We start from the raw sequence: 22,794 nt of genomic DNA, 5'->3' as shown, positions 1-22,794 counted from the left end.
GCGCTCAGGCCGCCCGCGGCCGCGCCGTCACCGCGTCCGACGCGACTGCCGATGCGCGCGCCAGCAGACCCGGCACCAGCGCCTCGGCCGCCTCCGCGCCCGAGATCACCACGGCCTCGACGCCCGCTCCGGCATTGCCGCCGCCGGCGATGACGAGATTGCGCACCGGCGCCTTGGCGCCCTTCAGCCGTCCCGACTGCGCCACGCCATAGATCGCGCCGGCGCTGGCGAGATCATAGCGTGCATAGGTCACCGGGCTGGCGTCGGTCCGATAGACGATATGCCTGGACAAGTCGGGAATGACGGTCGCGGCAGCGGCAACCATGGCATCGCCGAGCTGCTGCTTGCGGGCCTCGTAGTCCGGCGAGCGCCGCCACGCCTTCCAGTCGTCGCCGCCCTCGCCCGGAAACCAGCGCGTGGCCTGATCGTGCGGCACGAGGGTGATGATCGTCATCGTGGCATGGCCTTCGGGCGCCGCCGACGGGTCGAGCTTGGACATCACGGCAAGGCCGATTCCCATCGGCGTATCGAGATGCGTGGCGGGCGCGATGTCGGGCACGATGTCGAGGCCGAGATGCACCGAGAAGCACGACGTCGCCGGCGCGAGGGTGCGGGCACGCTCGCGAAAACCGGCGGGCAGATCGTCGGGACTCAGAAGCTCGGTGAAGGTACGGCCGAGATCGGCATTCGAGACCACCGCCTGCGCGCGAACCGTGCGGCCGTTGCCGAGCACGACGCCAACGGCTCGGCCCTCCTCGACCAGGATGCGCGTGACCCTGGATTTCAGATGCACCTCGCCCCCCCTGGCGGTGACCGCCTCGGCGAGCACGTCCGCGAGGCGGCCGGAGCCGCCGACCGGATAGAAGCCGCCCTTGAAATAGTAGCCGAAGATCGGGACCATCTGGGCGCAGCTCAGCGTCTCGCTGCCGTCGCCGAGATAGCCCGACAGCGCATTGAGATAGGCGATGAGTTCGGGATCGGAGACATGGGCGGCGACGAGCTCGTCGAACGGCCGGTTCATCCACCTGAACGCCTGCGGATGCTTGCGCGGGAAGGCCAGCATCTCCTCCAATGTGGCGGGCATGCCGGGAATGCCGCTGCGACCCTGCCCCGTCGCGTACATGCTTTCGAAAATGGCATGGATGGTGTCGAACAGCCGGGTGAGCCCGTCCGCGCTGGCGGGAAACATCTCGCAGAGCAGTCGGACATAAGCACGCCAGCCCGCTGGCACGTCGATGCGGCGGCCGGCGAGACGGTAGGAGTGGGTGACCCGCCGCCACTGGATGCGGTCGGCGACGCCGAGCCGGCGCAGCACGCTGTCGACAGGCCCGCCCGGCCAGACGCCGGAGAAATCGTGCGGCCCTGCATCGAAGCGATACAGCACCGGCTTGTTGTCGTGGTGAGCCTTGCGAAGATAAGTGTGGCAGAAGCCGCCCGGCACCACGTGGTGATCGAACACCTTCACCTTCAACCCGGACTCCGCGAGCAGGGCGGCGGCCGTCAGCCCGCCGATTCCGGCGCCGATCACCGCGACGTCGCAGTCGACGCCGGCCGCGGGGGTGAAGCCCGGTGCCGGCCAATGGCACTCCTCGCGCGCGGCCCGCATGCGCAGCAAGGCCTGGCGAATTGCGAAGCGCGGGCCGAAGATCGAGATCAGCGCGCCGCCGACGACGATCATCGTCGCGATCCAGGAGGCGACGCCGGCCCAGCGGCACAGGCCGAGGACCAGGAACAGGACGCCCCAGAGCCCGGTCATCATCATGTTGATCAGGTGGAATTGGGGCGTCGAGGCGCTGTCGGCATAGGCCGAGCGGGAATAGTCCGCGGTCCAGGGACGGCCGACGGCGAGCGAAGCGAAGCTGATGAGGCCGAGCCCTGCGAAGGACAGCCACAGCGCGTTGCCGGCCGTCCAATTCGGCGCGACGTCGTTGGCGATCGCCAGCACGACGAAAAGGGCGAGGCTTCCGAGCTCCAGCAGCGCGAGCTCGCTCCGGGAGGCTCGCCAGACGTTGGCGGCGAGCGCCAGGGCCAGCGCGGACCACACCGCCCATGCCGGCTGATGCCAGGCCAGCAGGGTCCAGAACGCGACGAACGGCAACAGCGCCAGCTTGACCGTGAGGAACACTTTCATCGCAGCCTCTCCTCCGCACCGGGCGGCGCAGCTCATCTTTCCATTGTCAAGATATTCATAGGAGCGCTTGCCCGGTCTCGTCAACACCAATCTTTCCAACGTCAAGATTAGTTTCGTCAACTACGGCGGGATGAAAATGGTGGAAAAATGCTGCGTATCGTTCCGGCGCCACAGCAAGGCGCGATTCACGAACGGCGCTGCCGTCATTGCCGGCCCGACTGTGGCAACGAGATCACGGAACCACGGCAGATAAAGAAGAAAGTCTCAATTTACGCAGCATTGGAGTCACACCCCGCCGCAAAATGGCGACAATCTCCCGTCATCTGAGGCGGGGAGCCGCTGAGGATTACCGTTCGTGTACCCACCCCGCCTGCCAGTACTGGTCTTTGCAGCGATCACCTGCCTGCCTGCCGTGCAACCTCAACGCGCGCATGCGGAATGGTGGAGCCGCTCCCCGACGGATTTCGAGGAGTGTGCCGACGCTGCCGAGAAGTCCGCCTCCAAGGAGGAGAAGACGGCGGCGCTGGCGCAATGCAACGCGAAATTTGCCGGGAGACGGAAGCCGGGCGGCGGCTACGTCTATTACGACTTCATGCAGGATCGCAGCTTCGACATCGCCGGCCCCAATCCCACGGCCGAAGAGCAGAAGTTCATCGACCAGCAGTATACGCAATACCTCGAGCGCCAGCGCCACGCCAACATGAGCTCGGCGATGATGTCGCGGCCGCAAACGCAGGACCTCCAGCCCTCGCTCCGGGACATGACGGCGCGGGCCGCGATCGAGCCGCCGAAGCCGGCCATGCCGGCCCCGCCGCCGCAACGGCCGAACAAGCCCCCGGCCGCGACCGCGCAGGGCGGATTGCCATCGCCGGCGTCGAACGTGGAGGCACGCGCCCGCATCAAGGCAGCGCAATGCGCCAAGGACGGCTGGCGCCGCGATTCGTTCTCGTGCAACTTTCCAGTCCTGTCGGAGAAGCTCGACGAGCTGAAGCGGATGTTCACCGGCCCGAGCCAGGCCGCAGCCGCACCGCCCGGAGCCAAGGCGCCGAAACGGGCCGAAGCCCGGAACTGAGCGCGCGCGACACGTTCCCCTGTGCGACGAATCTGACCGCGGCTTGTAACGCCGCGTGCAAGCCCATAGGTTTGTCGGCGCGGGGCGCAGGAGCAGGTCATGGGTCTACTCGATATCCTCAACGGCATGCAGAACGGCCCGAGCGGGCCGAGTCATCCGACCACGCAGAAGAACGGCGGCATGTCGCCGATGACGATGGCGATCCTCGCTTTGCTGGCGTGGAAAGCGGTGAAGCATTTCTCGCAGAATGGACAGCAGCCGAACGCGGCGCCTGCGCCAGTCCCGCCGCCCCAGCCGACCGGGAATCAAGGCGGACCGCTCGGCGGTGCGCTTGGTGGCGGCCTCGGCAACATCATCGCCGGCGGCCTGGGCGGCCTGCTTGCGGGCGGCGCGGCCGGCAGCGTGTTGTCGGGCGGGCTCGGCGATCTCCTGCGCCAGTTCCAGGACAAAGGCCATGGCGACACCGCGAACTCCTGGGTCTCCCCCGGCGAGAACAAGCCGATCTCGCCCGGCGATCTCGCCAATGCGCTCGGCGCCGATCAGATCGATCAGCTCACCGCGCAGAGCGGGCTGTCGCGCGACGAGCTGTTGAACGGGCTGAGCCAGTACCTGCCGAAAGTGATCGATCAGCTCACGCCGGACGGTCGGCTGCCGACCGAGCATGAGTTGGCGGGCCGGATCTGACGCTCCGCGATCGTTGACGGGAAGGACGAGACTCATGCTGCACATTCTGATCGTCGGGCTGGTCGCCGGCTTCCTGGCGCGGCTTCTATCGCCGGGTCCCAACAATCCCTCCGGCTTCATCCTGACCATCGTGCTCGGAATCGTCGGCGCGTTCATCGCCACCGCCATCGGGCAGGCCATCGGCCATTACAGCCCCGACCAGGGCGCGGGCTACGTGACCGCAACCCTCGGCGCGATCGTGGTGCTGTTCATCTGGAACAGGCTGGTCGCGAGCGGCACGATCCGCGATTTCAATCGGTAACGGCCTCGCGCCACTCATCGCGAGCGACCACAGCGGCCGCTCGCCATGACGATTTCACCCCAACAGATGCATCCCCGCATCCATGCGCACGACCTCGCCGGTCATGTGGCCTGACGCCGGGCTCGCCAGGAACGCCACGAGCTGCGCGATGTCCTCAGCGGATGAAGCCGCGCGCAGCGGCACCCGCGCGACCACCGCATCGCGCACCTGCTTGGCACCGGCCTCGCCGCGGCCCTTGGTGAACCAGGGCGTATCGATGTAGCCGGGGCAGACGGTGTTGACGCGGATCGCAGGCGCCAGGGCGCGCGCCAGCGATAGCGTCATCGTGTTCAGCGCGCCCTTGCTGGCGGCGTAGGCGACCGACGAGCCGATGCCGCTGATGCCGGCTACCGACGAGACGTTGACGACCGCGGACGCACGCGCCGTCGCCTTGGCCGCCGCTTCCAGCAGCGGCCGCGCGGCGCGCACCATCTGGAAGGGGCCGATGGTGTTGACTGCGAAGATGCGCTGGAAATCCTCCGCCGAAAGGCCATCGAGCTGATCGTGCGGCACGTGCTTGGTGGTGCCGGCATTGTTGACGAGGGCATCCAGCCGGCCCCAAGCCGCAGCGGCGGCGACGATCTTGCGGCAATCCTCATCGCGCGACACGTCGCCTTGAATGACGACGACCTCGACTCCTTCCTTGCGGCAGAGATCAGCGGTCTGCTCGGCTTCACTCTTGCTGTTCGAATAGTTCACGACGATGCGCATGCCGGCCTTCGCCAGCAGCAACGCGGTCGCGGTTCCGAGGCCGGACGCCGACCCCGTCACGACCGCGCACAGACCTTCAGCCATTCCGCACCTCCCTGTTTGCCTTGCTTCTTTTTAGCCAACATCGCTGCATCTGCAAAATCGGCACAATCTCCGCAGCGCGGAAATCGCTCGCCTCCATGCGGCGAGCGGACGGGGCCCTGCAGCGGGCTACGCTTGTCAGGGCCGTCGCTTGCGCTCATCATGCCGGCAAAACATCGCCGGCGCGCGCAGGACATGGCGCGCCGAGACCGACGACAACGAGGGCGAGGAGCGCTGTGGCGGAAGCTGAGAACATCGTCGTTGCGACCGCGGAAAGGATCTTCGCCGATCTCGCCGACCCGCAGACGATCAACCACGACAAGGACGGCCGCTGGACGGCGCCGCTGTGGCGGGCGCTGAGCGAGGCCGGCCTGACGCTCGCCTGGGTGGGCGAGGAGTTCGGCGGCGCCGGCACTGACCTCGCCGATGGCTTTGAGATCATCAATGCCGCCGGCCGTTTTGCGATTGCGGTGCCGCTGGCCGAGACGCTGCTCGCGGGCTGGCTGCTGCAACAAGGCGGCATTGCCTCCCCCGACGGCGCCATGACGATCGCGCCGGCTCATCCGAGGGACCGGATCACGCTCGACACTGACGGCACCTTGTCCGGCCGTGCCCGCGGCGTGCCGTTCGCAAGGACGGCGCAGCACGTTGCCGTGCTCGCCGAGGGCGGAGACGGCGTGTCGATCGCGCTGGTCGAGACCGCGCGGCTGCGCATCGACGCGGGCCTCAACCTCGCCAACGATCCCAGCGACACGGTGACGTTCGACAAGATCATGCCGCTGGCATGCCGGCCGGCACCGGCCGGCTTCGACGCCACCACCTTGATGCTGATGGGCGGCGTCGCCCGCGGACTGCAGATCGCCGGCGCGCTGGATCGGCTGCTCGCGATCAGCGTCAACTATGCGGGTGAGCGCGTCGCCTTCGAGAAGCCGATCGGCAAATTCCAGGCCGTGCAGCACAACCTGGCACGGCTGGCCGGTGAGAGCGCCGCCGCGAGCGCCGCCGCGACATCGGCCGCGGATGCGATCGCGCGGGCCGCCGCATTCGACGAGGCGGTGTTTCTCGAAGCCGCCGCGGCCAAGATCCGCTGCGCCGAGGCCGCCGAGAAGGGCGCGGCGATCGCGCATCAGGTCCACGGAGCCATCGGCTTCACCACCGAGCACATCCTGCACCGCTTCTCGCTGCGCGCGCTGGCCTGGCGCGACGATTTCGGCTCCGAGAGTCATTGGGCCGTCGAGCTCGGCAAGCGCGTCGCTGCGCGCGGCGCCGATGAGCTGTGGCCGCTGGTCGCCTCGCGCTGACCACGAAGAGGATTGTTGCATGAGCGCACTTCGTTTCGATCCGATCCGGCTGCCGAGGGAATGCGAGGAGCTGCGCAAGGAGGTGCGCGCCTTCCTCGCTGATGAGATCGCGGCCGGCACCTTCAACCCGTACCAGCCCAAGCGCGAGGACGCCGACGCGCGCGAGTTTGCAGCCCGCGTCGGCGCGCGCGGCTGGATCGGCATGACCTGGCCGAAGCAATATGGCGGCCACGAGCGCTCGTTCCTGGAGCGCTACGTCGTGACCGAGGAAATGCGCGTCGCCAACGCGCCGGTCAGGCGCTTCTTCGTCGCCGACCGGCAGAGCGGGCCGATCCTGCTGCGCTACGCGCCCGAGCATATCAAGATGGACATCCTGCCGCGCATCTGCCGCGGCGAGCTGTGCTTCGCGATCGGCATGAGCGAGCCGAACTCGGGCTCCGACCTGTTCGCCGCCAAGACACGCGCGACGAAGACCGAGGGCGGCTGGCTGATCAACGGCTCGAAGATCTGGACCACGTCGGCGCACATGGCCGACTACATGATCGCGATCTTCCGCACCTCGCCGTCGACCAAGGAGAACAGGCGTCATGGCTTGACGCAGTTCCTGGTGAACATGAAAACGCCCGGCATCAAGGTGAACCCGATTGGGCAGATCACCGGGCAGAAGGAGTTCAACGAGGTCGTCTTCACCGACGCCTTCGTGCCGGACGATCATCAGCTCGGCGAGATCGACGGCGCCTGGAAGCAAGCGACCTCCGAGCTCGCCTATGAGCGCTCGGGACCGGAGCGCTTCCTCGAAACCTATTACGTGCTGACCGAGCTGGTGCGCGCGGTCGGTCCCAACCCCGACACGCGCAGCGCGGAGGGCATCGGCCGGCTGGTGGCTCAGCTGCACACGATGCGGCGGATGTCGGTGTCGGTCGCCGGCATGCTGCAGGCCGGCAAGGAGCCGGTGGTCGAGGCCTCGATCGTCAAGGACGTCGGCACGATCTGGGAGCAGCAGCTGCCGCACCGCGTCCGCGACCTCGCCGCGTTCGTCGAGGAGAACGCAGGAAATCGCGAAACCTTGGAGAACCAGCTGACCTTTGCGATGCAGACCGCGCCGAAGCTGACGATCCAAGGCGGCACCACCGAGGTGCTGCGCGGCATCATCGCGCGCGGGCTGGGATTAAGGTGAGGGTCGACGACACGCCGCGATCGTCGCAGCCGCGCCCACGGGCAAGTAGCTCCGTCATCGCGAGCGCAGCGAAGCGATCCAGGACCGCACCAACAGTCTGGATTGCTTCGCTACGCTCGCAATGACGCTGGAGAAGCAGAATCGGAGACCCACCATGACCCACTTCCCTGACATCGGCGTCGAGATCCACGGCCATGTCGGCCTGATCGAGATTCGCCGGCCGCCGCTCAATTTCTTCGACATTGCGCTGATCAACCAGATCGCCGACGCGCTCGAAGGCTTCGACCGCGACATCGAGATCCGCGCCTCGGTGCTGGCGGCGCAGGGCAAGGCGTTCTGCGCCGGCGCCAATTTCACCGATCCGGCACGCCAGGCGCAGGAAGCGGCCGGCGCCAAAGGCGATCCGGCCGACAGCCTCGGGGCGATCAACCATCTCTACATGCAGGCGGTGCGGATCTTCCGCTGCAAGAAGCCGGTGGTCGCCGCCGTGCACGGCGCCGCCATCGGCGGCGGGCTCGGCCTCGCCGTCTCGGCCGACTTCCGCGTCACCTGTCCGGAAGCGCGCTTCTCCGCCAATTTCACCAAGCTCGGCTTCCACCCCGGCTTCGGCCTGACGGTGACGCTGCCGGAACTGGTCGGCAAGAACAACGCCGAGCTGATGTTCTACACCAGCCGCCGCGTCACCGGCGAGGAAGCGCTGAGGATGGGCCTCGCCAATGAATGCGTGCCGCAGGACCAGGTGCGGACGGCTGCGATGAAGCTCGCCGCGGAAATCGCCGAATGCTCGCCGCTCGGCCTGCTGTCGACCCGCGCCACGATGCGCGCCAATCTCGCCGACCGTGTGATGGCAGCAACCGAGCACGAGCTCGCCGAACAGACCCGGCTGCGCGCGACCGAGGATTTCAAGGAAGGCGTCAAGGCAACGGAGGAGCGGCGCTTCGCGAACTTCAGGGGGCGGTGACGAACCGCGAGCTTCGATCGACGTCATGGCCGGGCTCGTCCCGGCCATGACGTCTTGATACGAGGAAAGACGAACGTGGATGCCCGGTCAAGCTCGGGCATGCCGATCGACTAATTGGCGACCGCCCCCTGCAACGCGAAGGCAACGCCGCCAGTTGTGAAGCAACCGCCTGAAACCGCATAGCCACGGGCGCGCGCAGCGTCGGCCACACGTGCAGCATCGGCGACGCGGAACGTCAGGCCGCTCATGAGTTCGCGCTCGCCGGGTTCGACACGGATACGGGCGTTCGGCAAGTACAACCGCTCAACACCATCGCTGCCGGCCGCCGGCACCACATCGAGAATGCGCCCCCAATGCGCGGCAAGTAAAGCCGGCGCGGGGCTCTGCAGCACCACCTCGGTCAGCGCCGACGTCACGTCGCTGCGGATCGCGCGCGTCCAATCCGGCCCGGCGGGCGGATACGGGCCGAGCACATCGTCGCTGCCCTCGGTGTGATTGAGCTCGATGAAGGCGGCGCGGCAGTCGCGGGGATGCAGTTGCACCCCGTGATAGGGCGGATGATCGATGACGTTGGCGATCCGCACACCCATCTCGTTGGCACGGGCGGCACGGCCATCGGGATCATCGCAGGCGAAGATCGCCATGTAGCCACCGCGGCCGCCGGTCTTGTCCAGGAAGCGTCCCGCCGCGGTGTCCTCGCGGGTCGGCGCGATCACCTCGAGCAGGATCGGCCCGACCGGCAGCAGCGCATTCTCCAGCCCGTATTTGCCGACATGCGGATCGCGGTAGCAGACCTCCAGCCCCATGATCGCGGCGATGTCCGAGACCACCGGCTCGAGCCGGGGCGCGACCAGGCAGATCTGACGGAGGTGGAGGTAAGCCATCGCAGCCCTCTTTGCGGAATCCCCTGTTCACACAAGCCCGCGGCGTCATTGCGAGCGACGCGAAGCAATCCAGAGCTCAGGCCATAACCCTGGATCGCTGCGCTCGCAATGACGGAGAACGCGGAGCTATCGGCCCTGAAACACCGGCGCGCGCTTCTCGACGAAGGCTTTCGCCGCCTCCTTGTGATCCTCGGTGTCGCTGCAGCGCGAGTGATGCATCGCCTCGGCGTCGAAACAGGCCTCCAGAGTCATCGTCTCGGCATTGTTGATGTTGCGCTTGATGTAGCCGAGCGTCACGCTCGGCCCCTGCGCCAGCGACATCGCCAGCGCGCGCGTGGCCGCTTCGACCTCGGCGTCGGGCACGACCTTGGTGACCATGCCCAGGGTGAGCGCCTCCTGCGCCGTCAGGACTGGCGAGGTCAGATACAGCTCCCGTGCCTTGGCGCTGCCGAGCAGTTGGGTGAGGAAATAGGTGCCACCGAAATCGCCCGACAGCCCGACCTTGGCGAAGGCCGTCGTGATCTTGGCCGACTCGCCGGCCACCCGCAGATCGCAGGCCAGCGCGATCGACAGGCCGGCGCCGGCGGCCGCGCCGTCGATCTGCGCCACCACCGGCTTCTGCATCTGGTGCAGCAGCCGCGACACCTCCATGCGCTCGCGCAAGGTCGTCACCTTGGTCTCGAACGAGGGCGCGGTCTTGGCTTCGGCCATCGCCTTGACGTCGCCGCCGACGCAGAACGTGCCGCCGGCGCCCTTGAGCAGCACCGCGCGCACCTCCGGATCATTGGCCGCACGATGCGCCGCCTCGACCAGGCCCTTGGTCAGGTCGCTGTTGAGCGCGTTGCGCCGCTCCGGCCGGTTCATCGTGATCGTGAGCAGGCCGGAGTCGAGGTGCTGCAGAACTGTGGTGTTGGTGGTCATGGCCGGCGCTCCTTGTTGTTTCCCGGTGTTATGTCTCCGTCATTCCAGGGCGACGCGTCAGGGTCGAACCCGGAATCCCGAGCTGATGGACTCACATCGAGGTTCCGGGTTCAACGCTGCGCGTTGCCCCGGAACGACGGATGTCGCGGCAGAGTTTGCGCCTTGCGCAGGCGCGCCCCGGAATGCCGTCGCCCCGGCCGTCACTTCTTCACCAGCGGGCAGCGCGACGCTTCCAGCGGCTGGAACGCCTCGTTGCCAGACACGGTCGCGAGCAGCTTGTAGTCGTCGGACCTGGTCTTCGATTCCGATGGCTTCTTGACCTCGAACAGATACATGTCGTGCACCATGCGGCCGTCCTCGCGGATGCGGCCGCCCTTGGCGAACATGTCGTTGATCGGGGTCGCCCGCATCAGCTTCATGACGGCGTCCGCGTCCGTGGTGCCCGCGGCCTTCACGGCTTTCAGATAGTGCGTGACGGAGGAATACACGCCGGCCTGGGCCGAGGTCGGCACGCGCTTGGTGCGCTCCATGAAGCGCTTGGTGAAGGCGCGGGTGTCGTCGTTGAGATCCCAGTAGAACGCTTCCGCGACCAGCAGCCCCTGCGCCGTCTCGAGCCCGACGCTGTCGATGTCGGAGACGAAGGCGAGCAGCGGCGACAGCTTCTGGCCGCCCTTGGTGAGGCCGAATTCGGCGGCCTGCTTGATCGCGTTGATGGTGTCGCCGCCGGCATTGGCGAGCCCGATCACCTTGGCCTTGGAGGCCTGCGCCTGCAGCAGAAAGGAGGAGAAGTCCGAGGTGTTGAGCGGATGACGCACGCTGCCGAGCACCTTGCCGCCCGACTTCACCACCACGGCGGTGGTGTCCTTTTCCAGATCCTGGCCGAACGCGTAGTCCGCGGTCAGGAAGAACCAGCTGTCGAGGCCAGACTTCACCGCCGCCAGGCCCGTGACGTTGGCCTGCGCAAAAGTGTCGAACACGTAGTGCACGGTGTACGGGCCGCAGGCCTCGTTGGAGAGCCTGACAGAGCCGGGACCATTGAAGATGATGATCTTGTTGCGCGCCTTGGCGATCTCGCCGGCGGCCAGCGCGGTGGCGGAGGCTGCGACATCCCAGATCATCTCGACGCCCTGGTTGTCGAGCATGTCGCGCGCGATGTTGGCGGCGAGATCAGCCTTGTTGAGATGGTCGGCCGCGATCACCTCGATCTTGCGGCCCAGCACCTCGCCGCCGAAATCCTCCACCGCCATCTTCGCCGCGGTCTCGCTGCCGGGACCGGTGATGTCGGCGTAGAGGCTCGACATGTCGAGAATGCCGCCGATCTTCAGCGGCGGCTTGCTCTGCGCATGCGCCACGCCTGCGGACAACGTCAGCGCCGACGCCAGCATGAACAACGACGCCGCCGCGCCGCGGATGGTTCTGCTCATCGATATCCTCCCTGCCGGGCGCATCGCTACATGGCGACGGCCTCTTTGATAGTTCGCATCATGGCGCAGGCTTTCGCATGCGGCAAGCGCTCAGCACGCTCATCAAAAGCGTCGCCGGTCGCCGCTTTCCGCTCAGTGGAATGGAAATTTCGTGCGATGATGCAGCATGACGAGAGAGCGCAGGATGCGGAGCAGACGGAGGCTGATTGCGCTCGGCGCGAGCGTCGCGACCATCGCGATGATGTCGGCGAGTCACGCCACACCGTGCATGTTCGCGGAGCTCGGCGAAGGCCACGTCAGCGAGATCATCGATGCACGCAGCTTCCGTCTCGACGACGGTCGCGAGGTCAGGCTCGCCGGCATCGAGGTGCCGCCGGAGGAGCAGCGCGCGACGTCGATGGATGCGTTGGGCGTGCTGCTGCGCGGCCGCGACGTCGTGCTGCGCGGAGAGGACGACACCCCTGACCGCTATGGCCGGCAGCGGGCCTTCGCGTTCGTGGCCGGCGCAGACCAGCCAGTGCAGAGCGAGCTGCTCCGGCAGGGCGCCGTGCTGCGCGGGGTCGACCTGCCCGACCGGGATTGCGCCCTCAGCCTGGGCGCGGCGGAAGCCGAGGCACGCAGCGCCGGGCGCGGCCTCTGGAAGATTGGGACCGTCATAAAAAACACGGAAAGTCCAGACGATATTTTGTCTCGCGTAGGGCTATTTACGGTTGTCGAAGGGAAGGTGTTGTCCGTACGACAGACGGGGACAACAACTTATCTGAACTTCGCTCGTAGCTGGACACGGGGCTTCGCGGTGATTATTCCAAAGCGTATGATGGCGGTATTGGAAGGTGCCGGTATCGACGTCAAATCACTTGCGAATCGGCAGGTTCGCGTGCGCGGTTGGGTTGAGGCGCATGCGGGTCCGAGACTGGAACTGACACAGACTGCCCAGATCGAGATTTTGAGCGGGAATTGACCGCTGAGGTACGTGAGTAGCGACGTGAACCTGTCTGTTCGAAAGCGCATGACGGTGATGAACTGCGGTTCGCGGATCGCACCGGCGCTGCTGTGCCTGGGACTGGCGTTGGCCGGTTGCAGCGACATGGGCAAGTTGCAGCAGGCGACGGCGCCGATGCCGACGCCGCGGCCGAAGCCGGCGATGGTGCAGACGACGCCGGCGAGTGATCGCGAGCACGAGCGCATTCTCGCAACCTATGGCGGCGCCTATGAGGATCCCCAGCTCGAGGGCCTGATCGGCAAGATCGTCGACCGGCTCGTGGCCGTGTCCGATCGCCCCGACCAGGGCTACAAGGTCACGATCCTGAATTCCGGTGCGGTCAACGCCTTCGCGCTGCCGACCGGCCAACTCTACGTGACACGCGGCTTGATTGCGCTCGCCAACGACACCTCCGAATTGTCGTCGGTGCTGAGCCACGAGATGGCGCACGTGCTGGCGCGCCATGCCGCGATCCGCGAGGACCAGGCGCGGCAGGCCGCCGTGGTGACCCGCGTCGTCTCAGATATGGGCAACGATCCGGACCTGACGGCGCTGGCGCTCGCCAAGACCAAGCTGACGATGGCGAGCTTCTCGCGCACCCAGGAGTTCGAGGCCGACGGCATCGGCGTCGGCATCTCCGCCAAGGCGAAGTTCGATCCCTACGGCGCGGCGCGCTTCCTGAGCTCGATGGAGCGCAACGCCGAGTTGAAGGCCGGTAAAGTCGCAATCGACCCGCGCGCGCAGGACTTCCTGTCGTCGCATCCGGCGACGCCGGAGCGGGTGCAGAACGCCGCCGCCATCGCCAAGCAATACGTCTCCCCCGAGGCCAGGGAGCATGACCGCGAGACCTACTTGGCTGCAGTCGACAACATCGTCTACGGCGAGGACCCGAGCGAGGGCTTCGTGCGCGGCCGGCGCTTCCTGCATCCGAAGCTCGGCTTCACCTTCCAGGCGCCGGAGAACTTCACGCTCGACAACACCGCGCAGGCGGTGATCGGCGTGCGCGAAGGCGGCGCGCAGGCGATGCGCTTCGACGTGGTGCGCGTGCCGGCCCAGCAGACGCTCGGCGACTATCTGAATTCCGGCTGGATGGAGAACGTCGACAAGTCGGCGACCGAGGAGCTGACGATCAACGGCTTCCCGGCGGCCTCGACCACGGCGAGCGGCGATCCCTGGCAGTTCAAGGTCTACGCGTTGCGCGTCGGCAGCGACGTCTACCGTTTCATCTTCGCCTCGCGGCAGAAATCCACCGAGAGCGAGCGCAATGCGCGGGAGACGGTGAACTCGTTCCGCCGGCTCAGCCTGGAGGAGATCCAGTCGGCCCGGCCGCTGCGCATCAAGGTGATCACCGTGCAGCCGGGCGATACCGTCGAATCGCTTGCGCACCGCATGACCGGCGTCGACCGCCCGGTCGAGCGCTTCCGCGTTCTCAACGGCCTCGACGCCCGCGCCCAGGTCAAGGTCCGCGACCGCGTCAAGATCGTGGTGGAGTGACGGGGCTGCGGCGGCTCAGCTCGGCCAGCTTTCCGGAGGACGTCGTTCCAGCTGGGAAGTAGGAAAAACCGGCTCACGGCGCCGAATGTAGCCTATCATCTTTACGAGACGAGCAAGCGCGCCGACATCGCAGCCGGAGCCGTGGCCGACCACGAATTCGTCGAGGCGATGTAGAACATCCTGCTCTTCCGCACTGCCTATGGCCACCGGCTGGAGATCGTCCGGGTCCTGCTGTCCGTCGTGGACGAACAGCTCCCGGTGGTGCAGCCCCTCAGCATCGGGCATCCTCGATCGCTGCAGCCAGAGCGCGATCGGCTGACCGTCCACGGTCTCGAAACGGGCATCGTATGAACCGCCGTCGCGATACACGTCGACGAATACGAGCTCAGCAAGAGGGCTGGATGCCAGTCCAAACACCGGATTTGACATGGCGTCCCCCTATGTCGAGGCAAAGCATGGGACGCCCGCTGCGCAGACACCCCCGCAGCTGACGATCCAAGAACAGTAGCGGGACGTCGTCAAGGCGACACGCCCAAACAAAAAAGCCCGACCTTGCGGCCGGGCTTTCGTAAGCAACTAATTCGAAAACGCAAACGGTCGATCAGGCGGCCTCGTCGGCCACGGCGGTGTCGTCGCCATCGATGTCGTCACCCTCGCCTTCCGCATCACCTTCGGCGACCGCATCGGCTTCGGTCTTGGCACCCCGGCGCGGGCTCTTGGCGAGCTGCGTCTCGATCTCCTTGACAGCCTCGGTCTCGGTCGAGTGCTGCACGACGGCGATCTCGCGCGACAGACGGTCGAGCGCCGCTTCGTAGAGCTGGCGTTCGCTGTAGGACTGCTCGGGCTGCGACTCCGAACGGTAGAGATCGCGCACGACCTCCGCGATCGCGACGATGTCGCCCGAATTGATCTTCGCTTCGTATTCCTGGGCGCGACGCGACCACATGGTGCGCTTGACGCGGGCACGGCCCTTCAGGGTCTCCAGCGCCTTCTTCACCAGCGCCGGGTCGGACAGCTTGCGCATGCCGACATTGGCGACCTTGGCGGTCGGCACCCGCAGCGTCATCTTGTCCTTGATGAAGTTGATGACGAACAGCTCGAGCTTGGCGCCCGCGATCTCCTGCTCCTCGATGGCCAGGATCTGGCCGACGCCGTGAGCCGGATAGACGACGAATTCGTTGGTCTTGAAGCCCTGGCGCTGGGTCGGCAGCTTCTTTTCCTCGACGCGCGGCGCGGCCGCGGCGGGAACAGCCGGCTTGGCGGCGACGGCAGGCTTGGCAACAGGGGCAGCGGCCGCGGGAACGGCGGTCTTGGTGGCAGCCTTGGGCGCAGCGGCGGCCTTGGCAGGCGCAGCCTTGGCAACAGAGTCCTTTGCAAGAGTGGTCTTCGCGGCGGATGCTTTCGCGGCAGTCTTGGCAGTCTTTTCAGGCATTGCGCTTCTTTTGTTCTTGGTGGACTTGGCAGCCGAGGCCTTCGCGGCAGCCCGAATCTCCTTTACAGGAGCCCGGGCACGGCCCTTGGAAACGCTGCGGCTGGCCGCGGCGGCTTTTTTTGTACTCTTGGAAGCACTCTTTTTACGCGTTTTCTGTGACACAGCCTGCGCGCGGAACTGCCACGCCCCTGTTTGATGTTGCGGGAACCTAAAAGGGCGGCCAAAAAAGGTTACGCATGGCCGGGTTCGGCTCTGAGAATGTGCTATATATAGCACATTTGCCGCAAAAATCAATGATTTAGAGGCCGCAGGGGCGGTATTGTGACGGATCCACGAAGTTAGGGTTAAGTGCAACGTGCCGGAATAGAACAACTCATGCAGCGGTTCCCGCTCACCGCATGAGGTGTTCTAGGCCATTGTTTCCGCGCAACGATTTCGATCGGCGCGATGGCGCCCCGCAGGACGGGGCGCGCTGGTGCCGCGCAGGTAGCGAGACGACCGTCAGTCTCCGGCGCCGGGCTTCGACGAAAAATATTTCTGGAACTTTCCATCCTCGCCGTCGTGCTCCTTGGCGTCGGCCGGCGGGTCCTTCTTCTGGGTGATGTTGGGCCAGGACTTGGCATATTCGGCGTTCACGCCCAGCCACTTCTCCAGCCCCGGCTCGGTATCCGGCTTGATCGCGTCGGCCGGGCATTCCGGCTCGCACACGCCGCAATCGATGCATTCGTCCGGATGAATGACCAGCATGTTGTCGCCCTCGTAGAAGCAGTCTACCGGGCAGACCTCGACGCAATCGGTGTATTTGCACTTGATACAGTTTTCGGTGACGACGTAAGTCATCCAAGGCTCCGGAACGGATCGACAATTCGGCTGGCTTGGACTAGCGCAGGACGTGGTGTGCCGCAAGTGAAGCGGGGCGAAGAACTGAACCGGACATTGCTCTGGCGCAATCGATCAGGATCGTCCGCCATCCAGATCATCGTACAGTCCGCGCACCGAGGCGGCATCGCCGCGACGCTCGGCAAAGCCGGTCACCTTGAGCACGCGCACGCTGCGATCGAGCGCGATGGTCAGCACATCACCGGTCTTCACCCCATGGCCCGGCGAGGTCTCGCGCACACCATTAACCCGGACATGCCCCGACGACACCAGCGCCGCGGCGCTGGTGCGCGCCTTCACCAGCCGCGCATGCCACAGCCATTTGTCGAGGCGCTGGCGCTCTGACGGGGTGTCGGACGTCGGCGTTGTCCTTCCAACCAATCTTGCCAACCGATCTTGCCGCTCAGTCCTTGCGGTTGTTCCCCGCGAGTTGCTCCTTGAGCGCGGCGAGCTTGGCGAACGGCGAATTGGGATCGACCGGACGGTCGCGATCCCGGCCGCCGCCGCTGCTCGATGCGTAGGGCCGCAGCGCCGGGCCGCTGTCGCGCTTGTCGCGGCCGCCCTTGCCGAAGTCGCGGCCGCCGCGCCCCTCGCGGTCACCGCCGAACTTGCCACCCTTGTTGCGATCCCGGTTCTGGTCGCGCCCCTTGGCATCATGATCGCGGCGCGGCCCGCGATCCTCGCGCGCCGGCGCCGATGCGCCCTCGGCTGGTGGAGCCGCACCAGCCTCCGGCGGGCCCTTGCGGAAGTCCTTGCCGAACTCCTTCATCCGGTCGCGCCGGCCATGGCCGCGGTGATGGCGCTCGCGCGCCTCGCCGCCCTCGGCCGGAGCGGTCCCGGCCGGTGCCTGGCCGCCGCCGGCGGCCTGCCCGCGCTCATGCTGCGGACGGTTGGGCCGGCCGCGATGATGATGGTCGTGGCGCGGCCGGCGCTCCTCCGAACGCCCGCCCGGCCGCCAGACCTCGACCAGGACGGGCTCGGCAGCAGGCGCGGCCTCGGCGGGAGAAGCCTCGGTAGCGTTCGATCCAGCAGCAGTTTCCGCCGCGGCGGCTTCAGCCGAAGCGTCGCCGATGCTCGTTGCCTCGTTCGCGACGGCCTCAGCGGCTTCGGGCTGCGGCGCATCCGCAGCGACGGCGGTTTCCGCCTCGGCGACGACGCTTTCGGTAGCCGTCTCGGCCACGGACGCCTCGTCCGCCACATCCGGCGTGACGAAATCGACGGTCGGCAGCGATGCCAAGGCCGACACCGACGCGGCTTCCGCCTGCTCCTCACCGACCACCGCGGGCACGGCGACGGCCTGCTCGGTCACCGGAGCGACGGCGGCCTCCGCGACGGTGGGAACCTGCTCGTCGGCCGGCTCGCCGGCGACAACTGCGAGGTCCTCGGCCGGCACGGCCTGCGCATCTGCCGGCTCAGCCGGAGCGGCTTCCGCAGCGGCAGCCTCTGCGACGGCAGCAGCCTCGACGGGCTTCTCAATCGGCTTGGGCGGCAGCGGCGGGCGCTTCTCCATGCGATAGCCGAGCGCGCGCAGGATCGAGGCGAAGTCCTCGCCGGCCGAGCCGGTGAGCGAGGTCATCGCCTGCGTCACCACGAAGCCGCGGCCGTCGAAGGCGCCGGCCGGCTTTTCGCCCGGTGCATTGTCGCGCCAGGCCAGGGCGGGACGAATCAGGTCGGCCAGCCGCTCCAGGATGTCGACGCGCACGGCGCGCTCGCCCGCCTGCTTGTAGCCGAGCACGCGATAGGCATCGCGCGGCAGCGCCTTGTCGACCGGGAACGAGGTCCGGCCCGAGCTCGCCAGATGCTGCGCGCCGGTCAGCGCGGACATGTCGACATTGCCCTGCTTCTCGGCCCACAGCAGCGCAGCGAGCGCGCGCGCGGCGGGCTTGAGCAGCGCCGGGACGTAGATGTGGTAGGCACCGAAGCGCACGCCGTACTTGCGCAAGGTGGCGCGCGACGGCTGGTCCAGATCCTTCATCTCGGCGGCGATCTTGGCGCGCTCGATGACGCCGAGCGCCTCCACCAGCTGGAACGCGATGCCGCGGCCGATGCCGGTGATGTCCTCGGCCTTGGACAACTCGAACAGCGGGCCGAGCAGCTTCTCGATATGCGTCTTCAGCCACAGATCGAGTCGCGCCTGGACCTTGTCGCGCGCAGCACCGGTCAGCCGCTCGTCGGCGATGATGCGCAGGCGCGGATGCAGCGCGTCGTCGGCCGCGACCAGCTTGGCGACCGCGTCGCCGGTCCAGCGCACCGTGCCGTCGGCGGTGAGCACGATGTGCTCGTCAGGCGCGCTGGACAGCTTCTCGGCGCGCGCCTCGATCTCGCCGGCCAGCGCCTTCTGGGCAGCAGCCTGCAAGGCCTTGGCCTCCGAGCCGGCTTCGGCGGCGTCGGGCGCGAAGGTGAATCCATCCAGGCGGCCGATCGCGTGCCCTTCAACGATCACTTCGCCAGTCTTGCCGATTTCCGTATTCAAAACACTGTTCTCCCGCAGGCGCCGCATCAATACACTGGTACGACGATCAACGAAACGCTCCGTGAGCCGTTCATGAAGGGCGTCTGACAATTTATTTTCGAGTTCGCGGGTAATCCCCTGCCAATAATCAGGGTCGCGCAGCCAGTCGGGCCGGTTGGCCACGAAGGTCCAGGTACGGATCTGTGCAATCCGCCCCGACAGCGTATCGATGTCGCCATCGACGCGGTCGGCCTGATCGACCTGGGCCGCGTACCAGGCGTCCGGAATACGCCCCTTCTGCATCAGGAAGCCGAACACGGTGGTCACCAGCTCCGCATGGGCGGCCGGCGACAGCCTGCGATAGTCGGGAATCTGGCAGGTTTCCCACAGACGCTCGACCGCGGCCGCGCCGTGAGCGATGTCGCGCACCTCGGCATCGCGCGCGGCGTGATCGAGCACGCGCAGGTCCTCCGCAATCGGCGCGCGCGTCAGCGCCTCATGCGCCGGCGCGACCGCCAGCGAGACCTGAAGCGCGCTCAAGGACGCGAAATCAAGCCGGGAGTTGCGCCATTGCAGCACCTTCACGGTATCGAAGGCATGGTTCTGGAGCGCATTGACCAGCTCGGGCTCGAATGGCGCACAACGTCCGGTGGTGCCGAACGTGCCATTGCGCGTCGCGCGTCCGGCACGGCCGGCGATCTGGGCAAATTCCGACGGCGTGAGCCGGCGGAACTGATAGCCGTCATATTTGCGGTCGGACGCGAAGGCGACGTGATCGACGTCGAGATTGAGCCCCATGCCGACCGCATCGGTGGCGACGAGATAGTCGACGTCACCGTTCTGGAACATCGCCACCTGCGCGTTGCGGGTTCGCGGCGACAGCGATCCCAGCACGACAGCGGCGCCGCCATGCTGGCGGCGGATCAGCTCGGCGATGGCGTAGACCTCGTCGGCCGAGAACGCCACGATAGCGGTCCGGCGCGGCTGTCGCGTGATCTTGCGATCACCGGCGAATTCGAGTTGCGACAATCGTGGCCGCGTCACCATCGACGCGCCCGGCAGCAGACGCTCGATGATGGGGCGCATCGTCGCAGCACCCAGCAGCAGCGTCTCGTCGCGACCGCGGCGATTGAGGATGCGGTCGGTGAAGACGTGGCCGCGCTCCAGATCGGACGCGATCTGGATCTCGTCGACGGCCAGGAACGACACGTCGAGATCCCTGGGCATCGCTTCGACGGTCGACACCCAGTAGCGCGGATTTTTCGGCTTGATCTTCTCCTCGCCGGTGATCAGCGCGACGGCCTCGCTGCCGACGCGATCGGCGATCTTGTTGTAGACCTCACGCGCGAGCAGCCGCAGCGGCAGTCCGATGATGCCGGAGGAATGCGCGAGCATGCGCTCGATCGCCAGATGCGTCTTGCCGGTGTTGGTGGGGCCGAGCACGGCGGTGACGCCGCTTCCGGGAGCGCGGTCGGACGTGCGCTCGAAAGGCGAGGCAGCCGAAGAGGACGGAAAAGCCATTCGTTAAATGTGGGTCTCGAAGCCGGCGTTGGAAGCGCGCCGTTCACGCGCGACGGATGCGGAATAATCGTGTGTCTGGAGAGGCTGCGATGCTGACCCCTGTCTCACATTGTGACGCATATAGTGACGCAGCTTAAGCTTCGGAACGCCTTGAGAACGAATCGCGAAGGAATCGCTGACTCCGTCGGCTTTCCGGCTTCGTTCACCGCAACATCTCGCGCTCTGCCATCAAGCCAGCACTAGATCAAGTTTTCGCGGGCTCCACAAGCAACGCTTTCGCGATGGAACTGGCGCGCGTTCAGCGCGTCCCGAGTCGAATCAGAATCAGGGAAGAGTCAAACGGATTCACGCGCAGCAGACAGTATCGATAGGGGGTCCCGACAAATCGGAGCTCATGAGCCCGTCAGTCCGGAGATCATGCAGCGCGAACCCCGAATCTCCATCGGATTCAAGCGATAGCGGACGGCATGCCGTCAGACCATCACGCCACGGCCGCTGTCGCGGCCCAGCCGCTGACGGCGCTGTGCCGCAACGACGAGATTCCGATGTGGAGGAGCAGAGAAACGACGCACTACTGGGTCTTGGCGACGTGCGGCGCCGCCTGGGTGATGAACGACGTCGCTTCCAGCATCGCGGTCCCCAGCGGGGTCGGGATCACCATCTTGAACGGCACCAGCACACGGGTGCCGGCGATCGGCACGAAGAAGATCTCCATGTTGCGGGCCTGAGCCAGATATTTGATCACCGGCCGGTCCGGGATGTAGCCCGCGACTGGCGTGAAGTAGATCGCGCAGACCAGCGCCGGGCCACGATAACCCTTGTCTGCCTTGACGTTCTCCATGCGCTTGTAGTCGAGCTTGAGCTCGTAGCGCATGCGGCCGTCGAACACGGGCGCAGCGCCGCGGCACGAGTCCGGCGACAGCAGCTCGCCGTTGCCCGGCACGCGCACCAGAGAGGCCGTCATCGGATCGAGCACGCCACGCTTGTGGGCATCCGTCACCGGAATGCGGTCGGGATCGACCGGAGGCGCCGGCTCGATGGCGAAGTCCTTCACAGTACCGTTCTGCAGATTGATGCGGATCTGCTCGGATTTCTTTCCCGTCGTGGTCGAGGCCTGGTAGCTCTGGCCGACCAGGGCGCCGTTGACGACGCGCCCCTGCACCGAGCCGGTGCCTGATCCTTGCGAGAAGCTCTTGAGCAGGCCGGCGGTGCCGCCCTGAGCCGCGGCACCATACTGATCATCCCCGATCTCGACCGCCCAGGTGCCCTTGCCGACGGGGATGCCAGCCAGGGAAGCCTCGTATTGAGCGTCCAACCGAGCCTGCGCCTGGGCGTTTTGCGCCAGCAACAACAGGCAGAGCGCTGCCCCGGCCGCGGCCAGGCGACAGGAGAGAAATGAGGGAACCGAGATGATGGTCACGTGACGAATGATCCTACCGATCCGCCTGCCTGAGCGCCGGACCGATCCGGCGCGCCGTCCTTGCTACTTAAGCCAAAAACGCCTTCAAACAACGCGAACCGTCCGACAATGGCGGTTTGTCCAGCGCTTTGCGGCTGAACAGCACTCAGACCGTCGTCCGCAACTCTGCCGGAACCGAGCCGCGAACCTCCGACCGCGCCAGCATGCCGCCATTCCGGCATTTCGGACTGTTCGCGGGATATCCATCCATCACGTCCGAATGCGCCCTTTATATGGTCTAAACTATCGGCTATACTATTGATTATACGCCTGCTTTTCTGCTGGTTGGCGATTTCGGCCCGATCAGGAGGATGCACGGGTCGCGCCGTTCGGGTTCGCCGGCCCGGCTCCCTCTATTTGCTGCGTCCTTCAAAACCTTGACGAAAAGCCGCATCCCCCCTATACGACCGCATCTCCCAGAGACGAGCTGGACGAGTTTTGGACCCCCGCGGCCCGCCGACACAGGCGGACGAAGGGTGCGGGGATGAGAGAGGATTTATTGCCATGTCGCGGCGCTGTGAACTGACGGCCAAGGGTCCCCAGGTTGGCCACAAGGTCAGCCACTCCAACATCAAGACCAAGCGGCGCTTCCTGCCGAACCTGTGCAACGTGACCTTCATCTCGGATGCACTCGGCCGCAACGTGCGCCTGCGCGTCTCCACCAACGCGCTCAAGAGCGTCGACCACAATGGCGGCCTCGATGCCTATCTGCTCAAGGCCAACGCCGCGACCCTGTCGCCGCGCGCGCTGGAGCTGAAGCGCGCCATCGAGAAGAAGGCGGCGGACGCTGCCCCGGTCGCCAAGGCGAGCTGAGAGAGCAAGCCGAAATTCAGGATTGATGCAGAAGCCGGACGCGTCACGGGCGGGGCTTCAAGCTGAACGAGATGT

Annotated in this window: 20 protein-coding genes; 9 read left to right on the top strand and 11 right to left on the bottom strand. The window is 66.4% G+C overall.

Annotated elements, in window-relative coordinates; all coding sequences use genetic code 11:
* Positions 1-4: 4 nt before the first annotated feature.
* Entirely contained in the window at positions 5-2,131 is a 2,127-nt protein-coding gene (locus QW861_RS16815; protein ID WP_316193290.1) for an NAD(P)/FAD-dependent oxidoreductase, read from the bottom strand.
* Between the two features lie 370 nt (positions 2,132-2,501).
* On the opposite strand from QW861_RS16815, the gene QW861_RS16810 reads away from it, so the two are divergent.
* The 3 genes from QW861_RS16810 (at position 2,502) to QW861_RS16800 (ending at position 4,188) form a co-directional block, all read left to right on the top strand.
* Positions 2,502-3,203 carry a hypothetical protein gene (locus QW861_RS16810; protein WP_409998663.1) on the top strand — a complete coding sequence of 234 codons (702 nt, stop codon included), beginning with the start codon at positions 2,502-2,504 and terminating at the stop codon, positions 3,201-3,203.
* Positions 3,204-3,302: 99 nt separating this feature from the next.
* The gene (locus QW861_RS16805; protein WP_315752288.1) at positions 3,303-3,887 is read left to right on the top strand and encodes a YidB family protein; all 585 of its coding nucleotides are present in this window, start codon (positions 3,303-3,305) and stop codon (positions 3,885-3,887) included.
* Between the two features lie 34 nt (positions 3,888-3,921).
* Positions 3,922-4,188: a GlsB/YeaQ/YmgE family stress response membrane protein gene (locus QW861_RS16800; protein ID WP_315715257.1), complete on the top strand. Its 267-nt coding sequence runs from the start codon at positions 3,922-3,924 to the stop codon at positions 4,186-4,188.
* Between the two features lie 54 nt (positions 4,189-4,242).
* On the opposite strand, the gene QW861_RS16795 is transcribed toward QW861_RS16800, so the two are convergent.
* Positions 4,243-5,022, bottom strand: coding sequence for an SDR family oxidoreductase (locus QW861_RS16795; RefSeq protein ID WP_316193289.1), 780 nt, complete (start codon positions 5,020-5,022; stop codon positions 4,243-4,245).
* Positions 5,023-5,255: 233 nt separating this feature from the next.
* On the opposite strand from QW861_RS16795, the gene QW861_RS16790 reads away from it, so the two are divergent.
* From QW861_RS16790 to QW861_RS16780, 3 genes are all read left to right on the top strand, one after another.
* The gene (locus QW861_RS16790; protein ID WP_315715255.1) at positions 5,256-6,320 is read left to right on the top strand and encodes an acyl-CoA dehydrogenase family protein; all 1,065 of its coding nucleotides are present in this window, start codon (positions 5,256-5,258) and stop codon (positions 6,318-6,320) included.
* Between the two features lie 19 nt (positions 6,321-6,339).
* On the top strand, positions 6,340-7,497 hold the full coding sequence (locus tag QW861_RS16785; RefSeq protein WP_315752289.1) for an acyl-CoA dehydrogenase family protein: 1,158 nt from the start codon (positions 6,340-6,342) through the stop codon (positions 7,495-7,497).
* A gap of 154 nt (positions 7,498-7,651) precedes the next feature.
* Positions 7,652-8,458, top strand: coding sequence for an enoyl-CoA hydratase/isomerase family protein (locus QW861_RS16780; protein ID WP_315752290.1), 807 nt, complete (start codon positions 7,652-7,654; stop codon positions 8,456-8,458).
* 110 nt (positions 8,459-8,568) lie between these two features.
* Here the strand turns inward: QW861_RS16780 and QW861_RS16775 are convergent, their stop codons facing one another.
* The 3 genes from QW861_RS16775 to QW861_RS16765 form a co-directional block, all read right to left on the bottom strand.
* Positions 8,569-9,342, bottom strand: a complete 774-nt coding sequence (locus QW861_RS16775) for a hypothetical protein (protein WP_316170973.1) — start codon at positions 9,340-9,342, stop codon at positions 8,569-8,571.
* Positions 9,343-9,468: 126 nt separating this feature from the next.
* Positions 9,469-10,263, bottom strand: coding sequence for an enoyl-CoA hydratase (locus QW861_RS16770; protein ID WP_316170974.1), 795 nt, complete (start codon positions 10,261-10,263; stop codon positions 9,469-9,471).
* Between the two features lie 200 nt (positions 10,264-10,463).
* On the bottom strand, positions 10,464-11,648 hold the full coding sequence (locus QW861_RS16765) for an ABC transporter substrate-binding protein (protein ID WP_315752326.1): 1,185 nt from the start codon (positions 11,646-11,648) through the stop codon (positions 10,464-10,466).
* A 223-nt stretch (positions 11,649-11,871) separates the two neighbouring features.
* On the opposite strand from QW861_RS16765, the gene QW861_RS16760 reads away from it, so the two are divergent.
* The gene (locus QW861_RS16760; RefSeq protein WP_315752293.1) at positions 11,872-12,648 is read left to right on the top strand and encodes a thermonuclease family protein; all 777 of its coding nucleotides are present in this window, start codon (positions 11,872-11,874) and stop codon (positions 12,646-12,648) included.
* 48 nt (positions 12,649-12,696) lie between these two features.
* A complete protein-coding gene (locus tag QW861_RS16755; protein WP_315715427.1) occupies positions 12,697-14,163 on the top strand; it encodes a M48 family metalloprotease in 1,467 nt (488 codons plus the stop codon).
* 15 nt (positions 14,164-14,178) lie between these two features.
* Here QW861_RS16755 and QW861_RS16750 read toward each other — a convergent pair whose 3' ends face one another.
* The 6 genes from QW861_RS16750 to QW861_RS16725 form a co-directional block, all read right to left on the bottom strand.
* The gene (locus tag QW861_RS16750; RefSeq protein ID WP_316193288.1) at positions 14,179-14,592 is read right to left on the bottom strand and encodes a hypothetical protein; all 414 of its coding nucleotides are present in this window, start codon (positions 14,590-14,592) and stop codon (positions 14,179-14,181) included.
* Positions 14,593-14,764: 172 nt separating this feature from the next.
* Positions 14,765-15,595: a CarD family transcriptional regulator gene (locus QW861_RS16745; RefSeq protein ID WP_315825512.1), complete on the bottom strand. Its 831-nt coding sequence runs from the start codon at positions 15,593-15,595 to the stop codon at positions 14,765-14,767.
* Positions 15,596-16,096: 501 nt separating this feature from the next.
* Positions 16,097-16,435: a ferredoxin FdxA gene (gene fdxA / locus QW861_RS16740; RefSeq protein ID WP_315715248.1), complete on the bottom strand. Its 339-nt coding sequence runs from the start codon at positions 16,433-16,435 to the stop codon at positions 16,097-16,099.
* A 114-nt stretch (positions 16,436-16,549) separates the two neighbouring features.
* Complete coding sequence (locus QW861_RS16735; protein WP_315752296.1) at positions 16,550-16,855, bottom strand: RNA-binding S4 domain-containing protein; 306 nt, start codon at positions 16,853-16,855, stop codon at positions 16,550-16,552.
* A gap of 22 nt (positions 16,856-16,877) precedes the next feature.
* Positions 16,878-20,447 carry a helicase-related protein gene (locus QW861_RS16730; protein WP_315825513.1) on the bottom strand — a complete coding sequence of 1,190 codons (3,570 nt, stop codon included), beginning with the start codon at positions 20,445-20,447 and terminating at the stop codon, positions 16,878-16,880.
* 571 nt (positions 20,448-21,018) lie between these two features.
* The gene (locus tag QW861_RS16725; protein WP_316166456.1) at positions 21,019-21,795 is read right to left on the bottom strand and encodes a DUF3108 domain-containing protein; all 777 of its coding nucleotides are present in this window, start codon (positions 21,793-21,795) and stop codon (positions 21,019-21,021) included.
* A gap of 615 nt (positions 21,796-22,410) precedes the next feature.
* Between QW861_RS16725 and rpmB the strand changes: the two genes are divergently transcribed.
* Entirely contained in the window at positions 22,411-22,719 is a 309-nt protein-coding gene (gene rpmB, locus QW861_RS16720; RefSeq protein WP_172114511.1) for a 50S ribosomal protein L28, read from the top strand.
* The last annotated feature ends 75 nt before the right edge of the window (positions 22,720-22,794 follow it).

The organism is Bradyrhizobium sp. SZCCHNRI1029 (assembly GCF_032487555.1).
Lineage (GTDB): Bacteria > Pseudomonadota > Alphaproteobacteria > Rhizobiales > Xanthobacteraceae > Bradyrhizobium.
The sequence above is the reverse complement of the archived record's forward strand: the minus strand, read 5'-3'. Positions and strand labels throughout refer to the sequence as shown.

What these genes read in the sequence shown, in the direction of transcription:
- QW861_RS16770 (WP_316170974.1), bottom strand. Translation starts at nt 10,263, where the DNA reads ATGACCACCAACACCACAGTTCTGCAGCACCTCGACTCCGGCCTGCTC.
- QW861_RS16780 (WP_315752290.1), top strand. Translation starts at nt 7,652, where the DNA reads ATGACCCACTTCCCTGACATCGGCGTCGAGATCCACGGCCATGTCGGC.
- QW861_RS16730 (WP_315825513.1), bottom strand. Translation starts at nt 20,447, where the DNA reads ATGGCTTTTCCGTCCTCTTCGGCTGCCTCGCCTTTCGAGCGCACGTCC.
- QW861_RS16750 (WP_316193288.1), bottom strand. Translation starts at nt 14,592, where the DNA reads ATGTCAAATCCGGTGTTTGGACTGGCATCCAGCCCTCTTGCTGAGCTC.
- rpmB (WP_172114511.1), top strand. Translation starts at nt 22,411, where the DNA reads ATGTCGCGGCGCTGTGAACTGACGGCCAAGGGTCCCCAGGTTGGCCAC.
- QW861_RS16795 (WP_316193289.1), bottom strand. Translation starts at nt 5,022, where the DNA reads ATGGCTGAAGGTCTGTGCGCGGTCGTGACGGGGTCGGCGTCCGGCCTC.
- QW861_RS16745 (WP_315825512.1), bottom strand. Translation starts at nt 15,595, where the DNA reads ATGCCTGAAAAGACTGCCAAGACTGCCGCGAAAGCATCCGCCGCGAAG.
- QW861_RS16805 (WP_315752288.1), top strand. Translation starts at nt 3,303, where the DNA reads ATGGGTCTACTCGATATCCTCAACGGCATGCAGAACGGCCCGAGCGGG.
- QW861_RS16775 (WP_316170973.1), bottom strand. Translation starts at nt 9,342, where the DNA reads ATGGCTTACCTCCACCTCCGTCAGATCTGCCTGGTCGCGCCCCGGCTC.
- fdxA (WP_315715248.1), bottom strand. Translation starts at nt 16,435, where the DNA reads ATGACTTACGTCGTCACCGAAAACTGTATCAAGTGCAAATACACCGAT.
- QW861_RS16815 (WP_316193290.1), bottom strand. Translation starts at nt 2,131, where the DNA reads ATGAAAGTGTTCCTCACGGTCAAGCTGGCGCTGTTGCCGTTCGTCGCG.
- QW861_RS16765 (WP_315752326.1), bottom strand. Translation starts at nt 11,648, where the DNA reads ATGCTGGCGTCGGCGCTGACGTTGTCCGCAGGCGTGGCGCATGCGCAG.
- QW861_RS16760 (WP_315752293.1), top strand. Translation starts at nt 11,872, where the DNA reads ATGCGGAGCAGACGGAGGCTGATTGCGCTCGGCGCGAGCGTCGCGACC.
- QW861_RS16800 (WP_315715257.1), top strand. Translation starts at nt 3,922, where the DNA reads ATGCTGCACATTCTGATCGTCGGGCTGGTCGCCGGCTTCCTGGCGCGG.
- QW861_RS16755 (WP_315715427.1), top strand. Translation starts at nt 12,697, where the DNA reads ATGACGGTGATGAACTGCGGTTCGCGGATCGCACCGGCGCTGCTGTGC.
- QW861_RS16785 (WP_315752289.1), top strand. Translation starts at nt 6,340, where the DNA reads ATGAGCGCACTTCGTTTCGATCCGATCCGGCTGCCGAGGGAATGCGAG.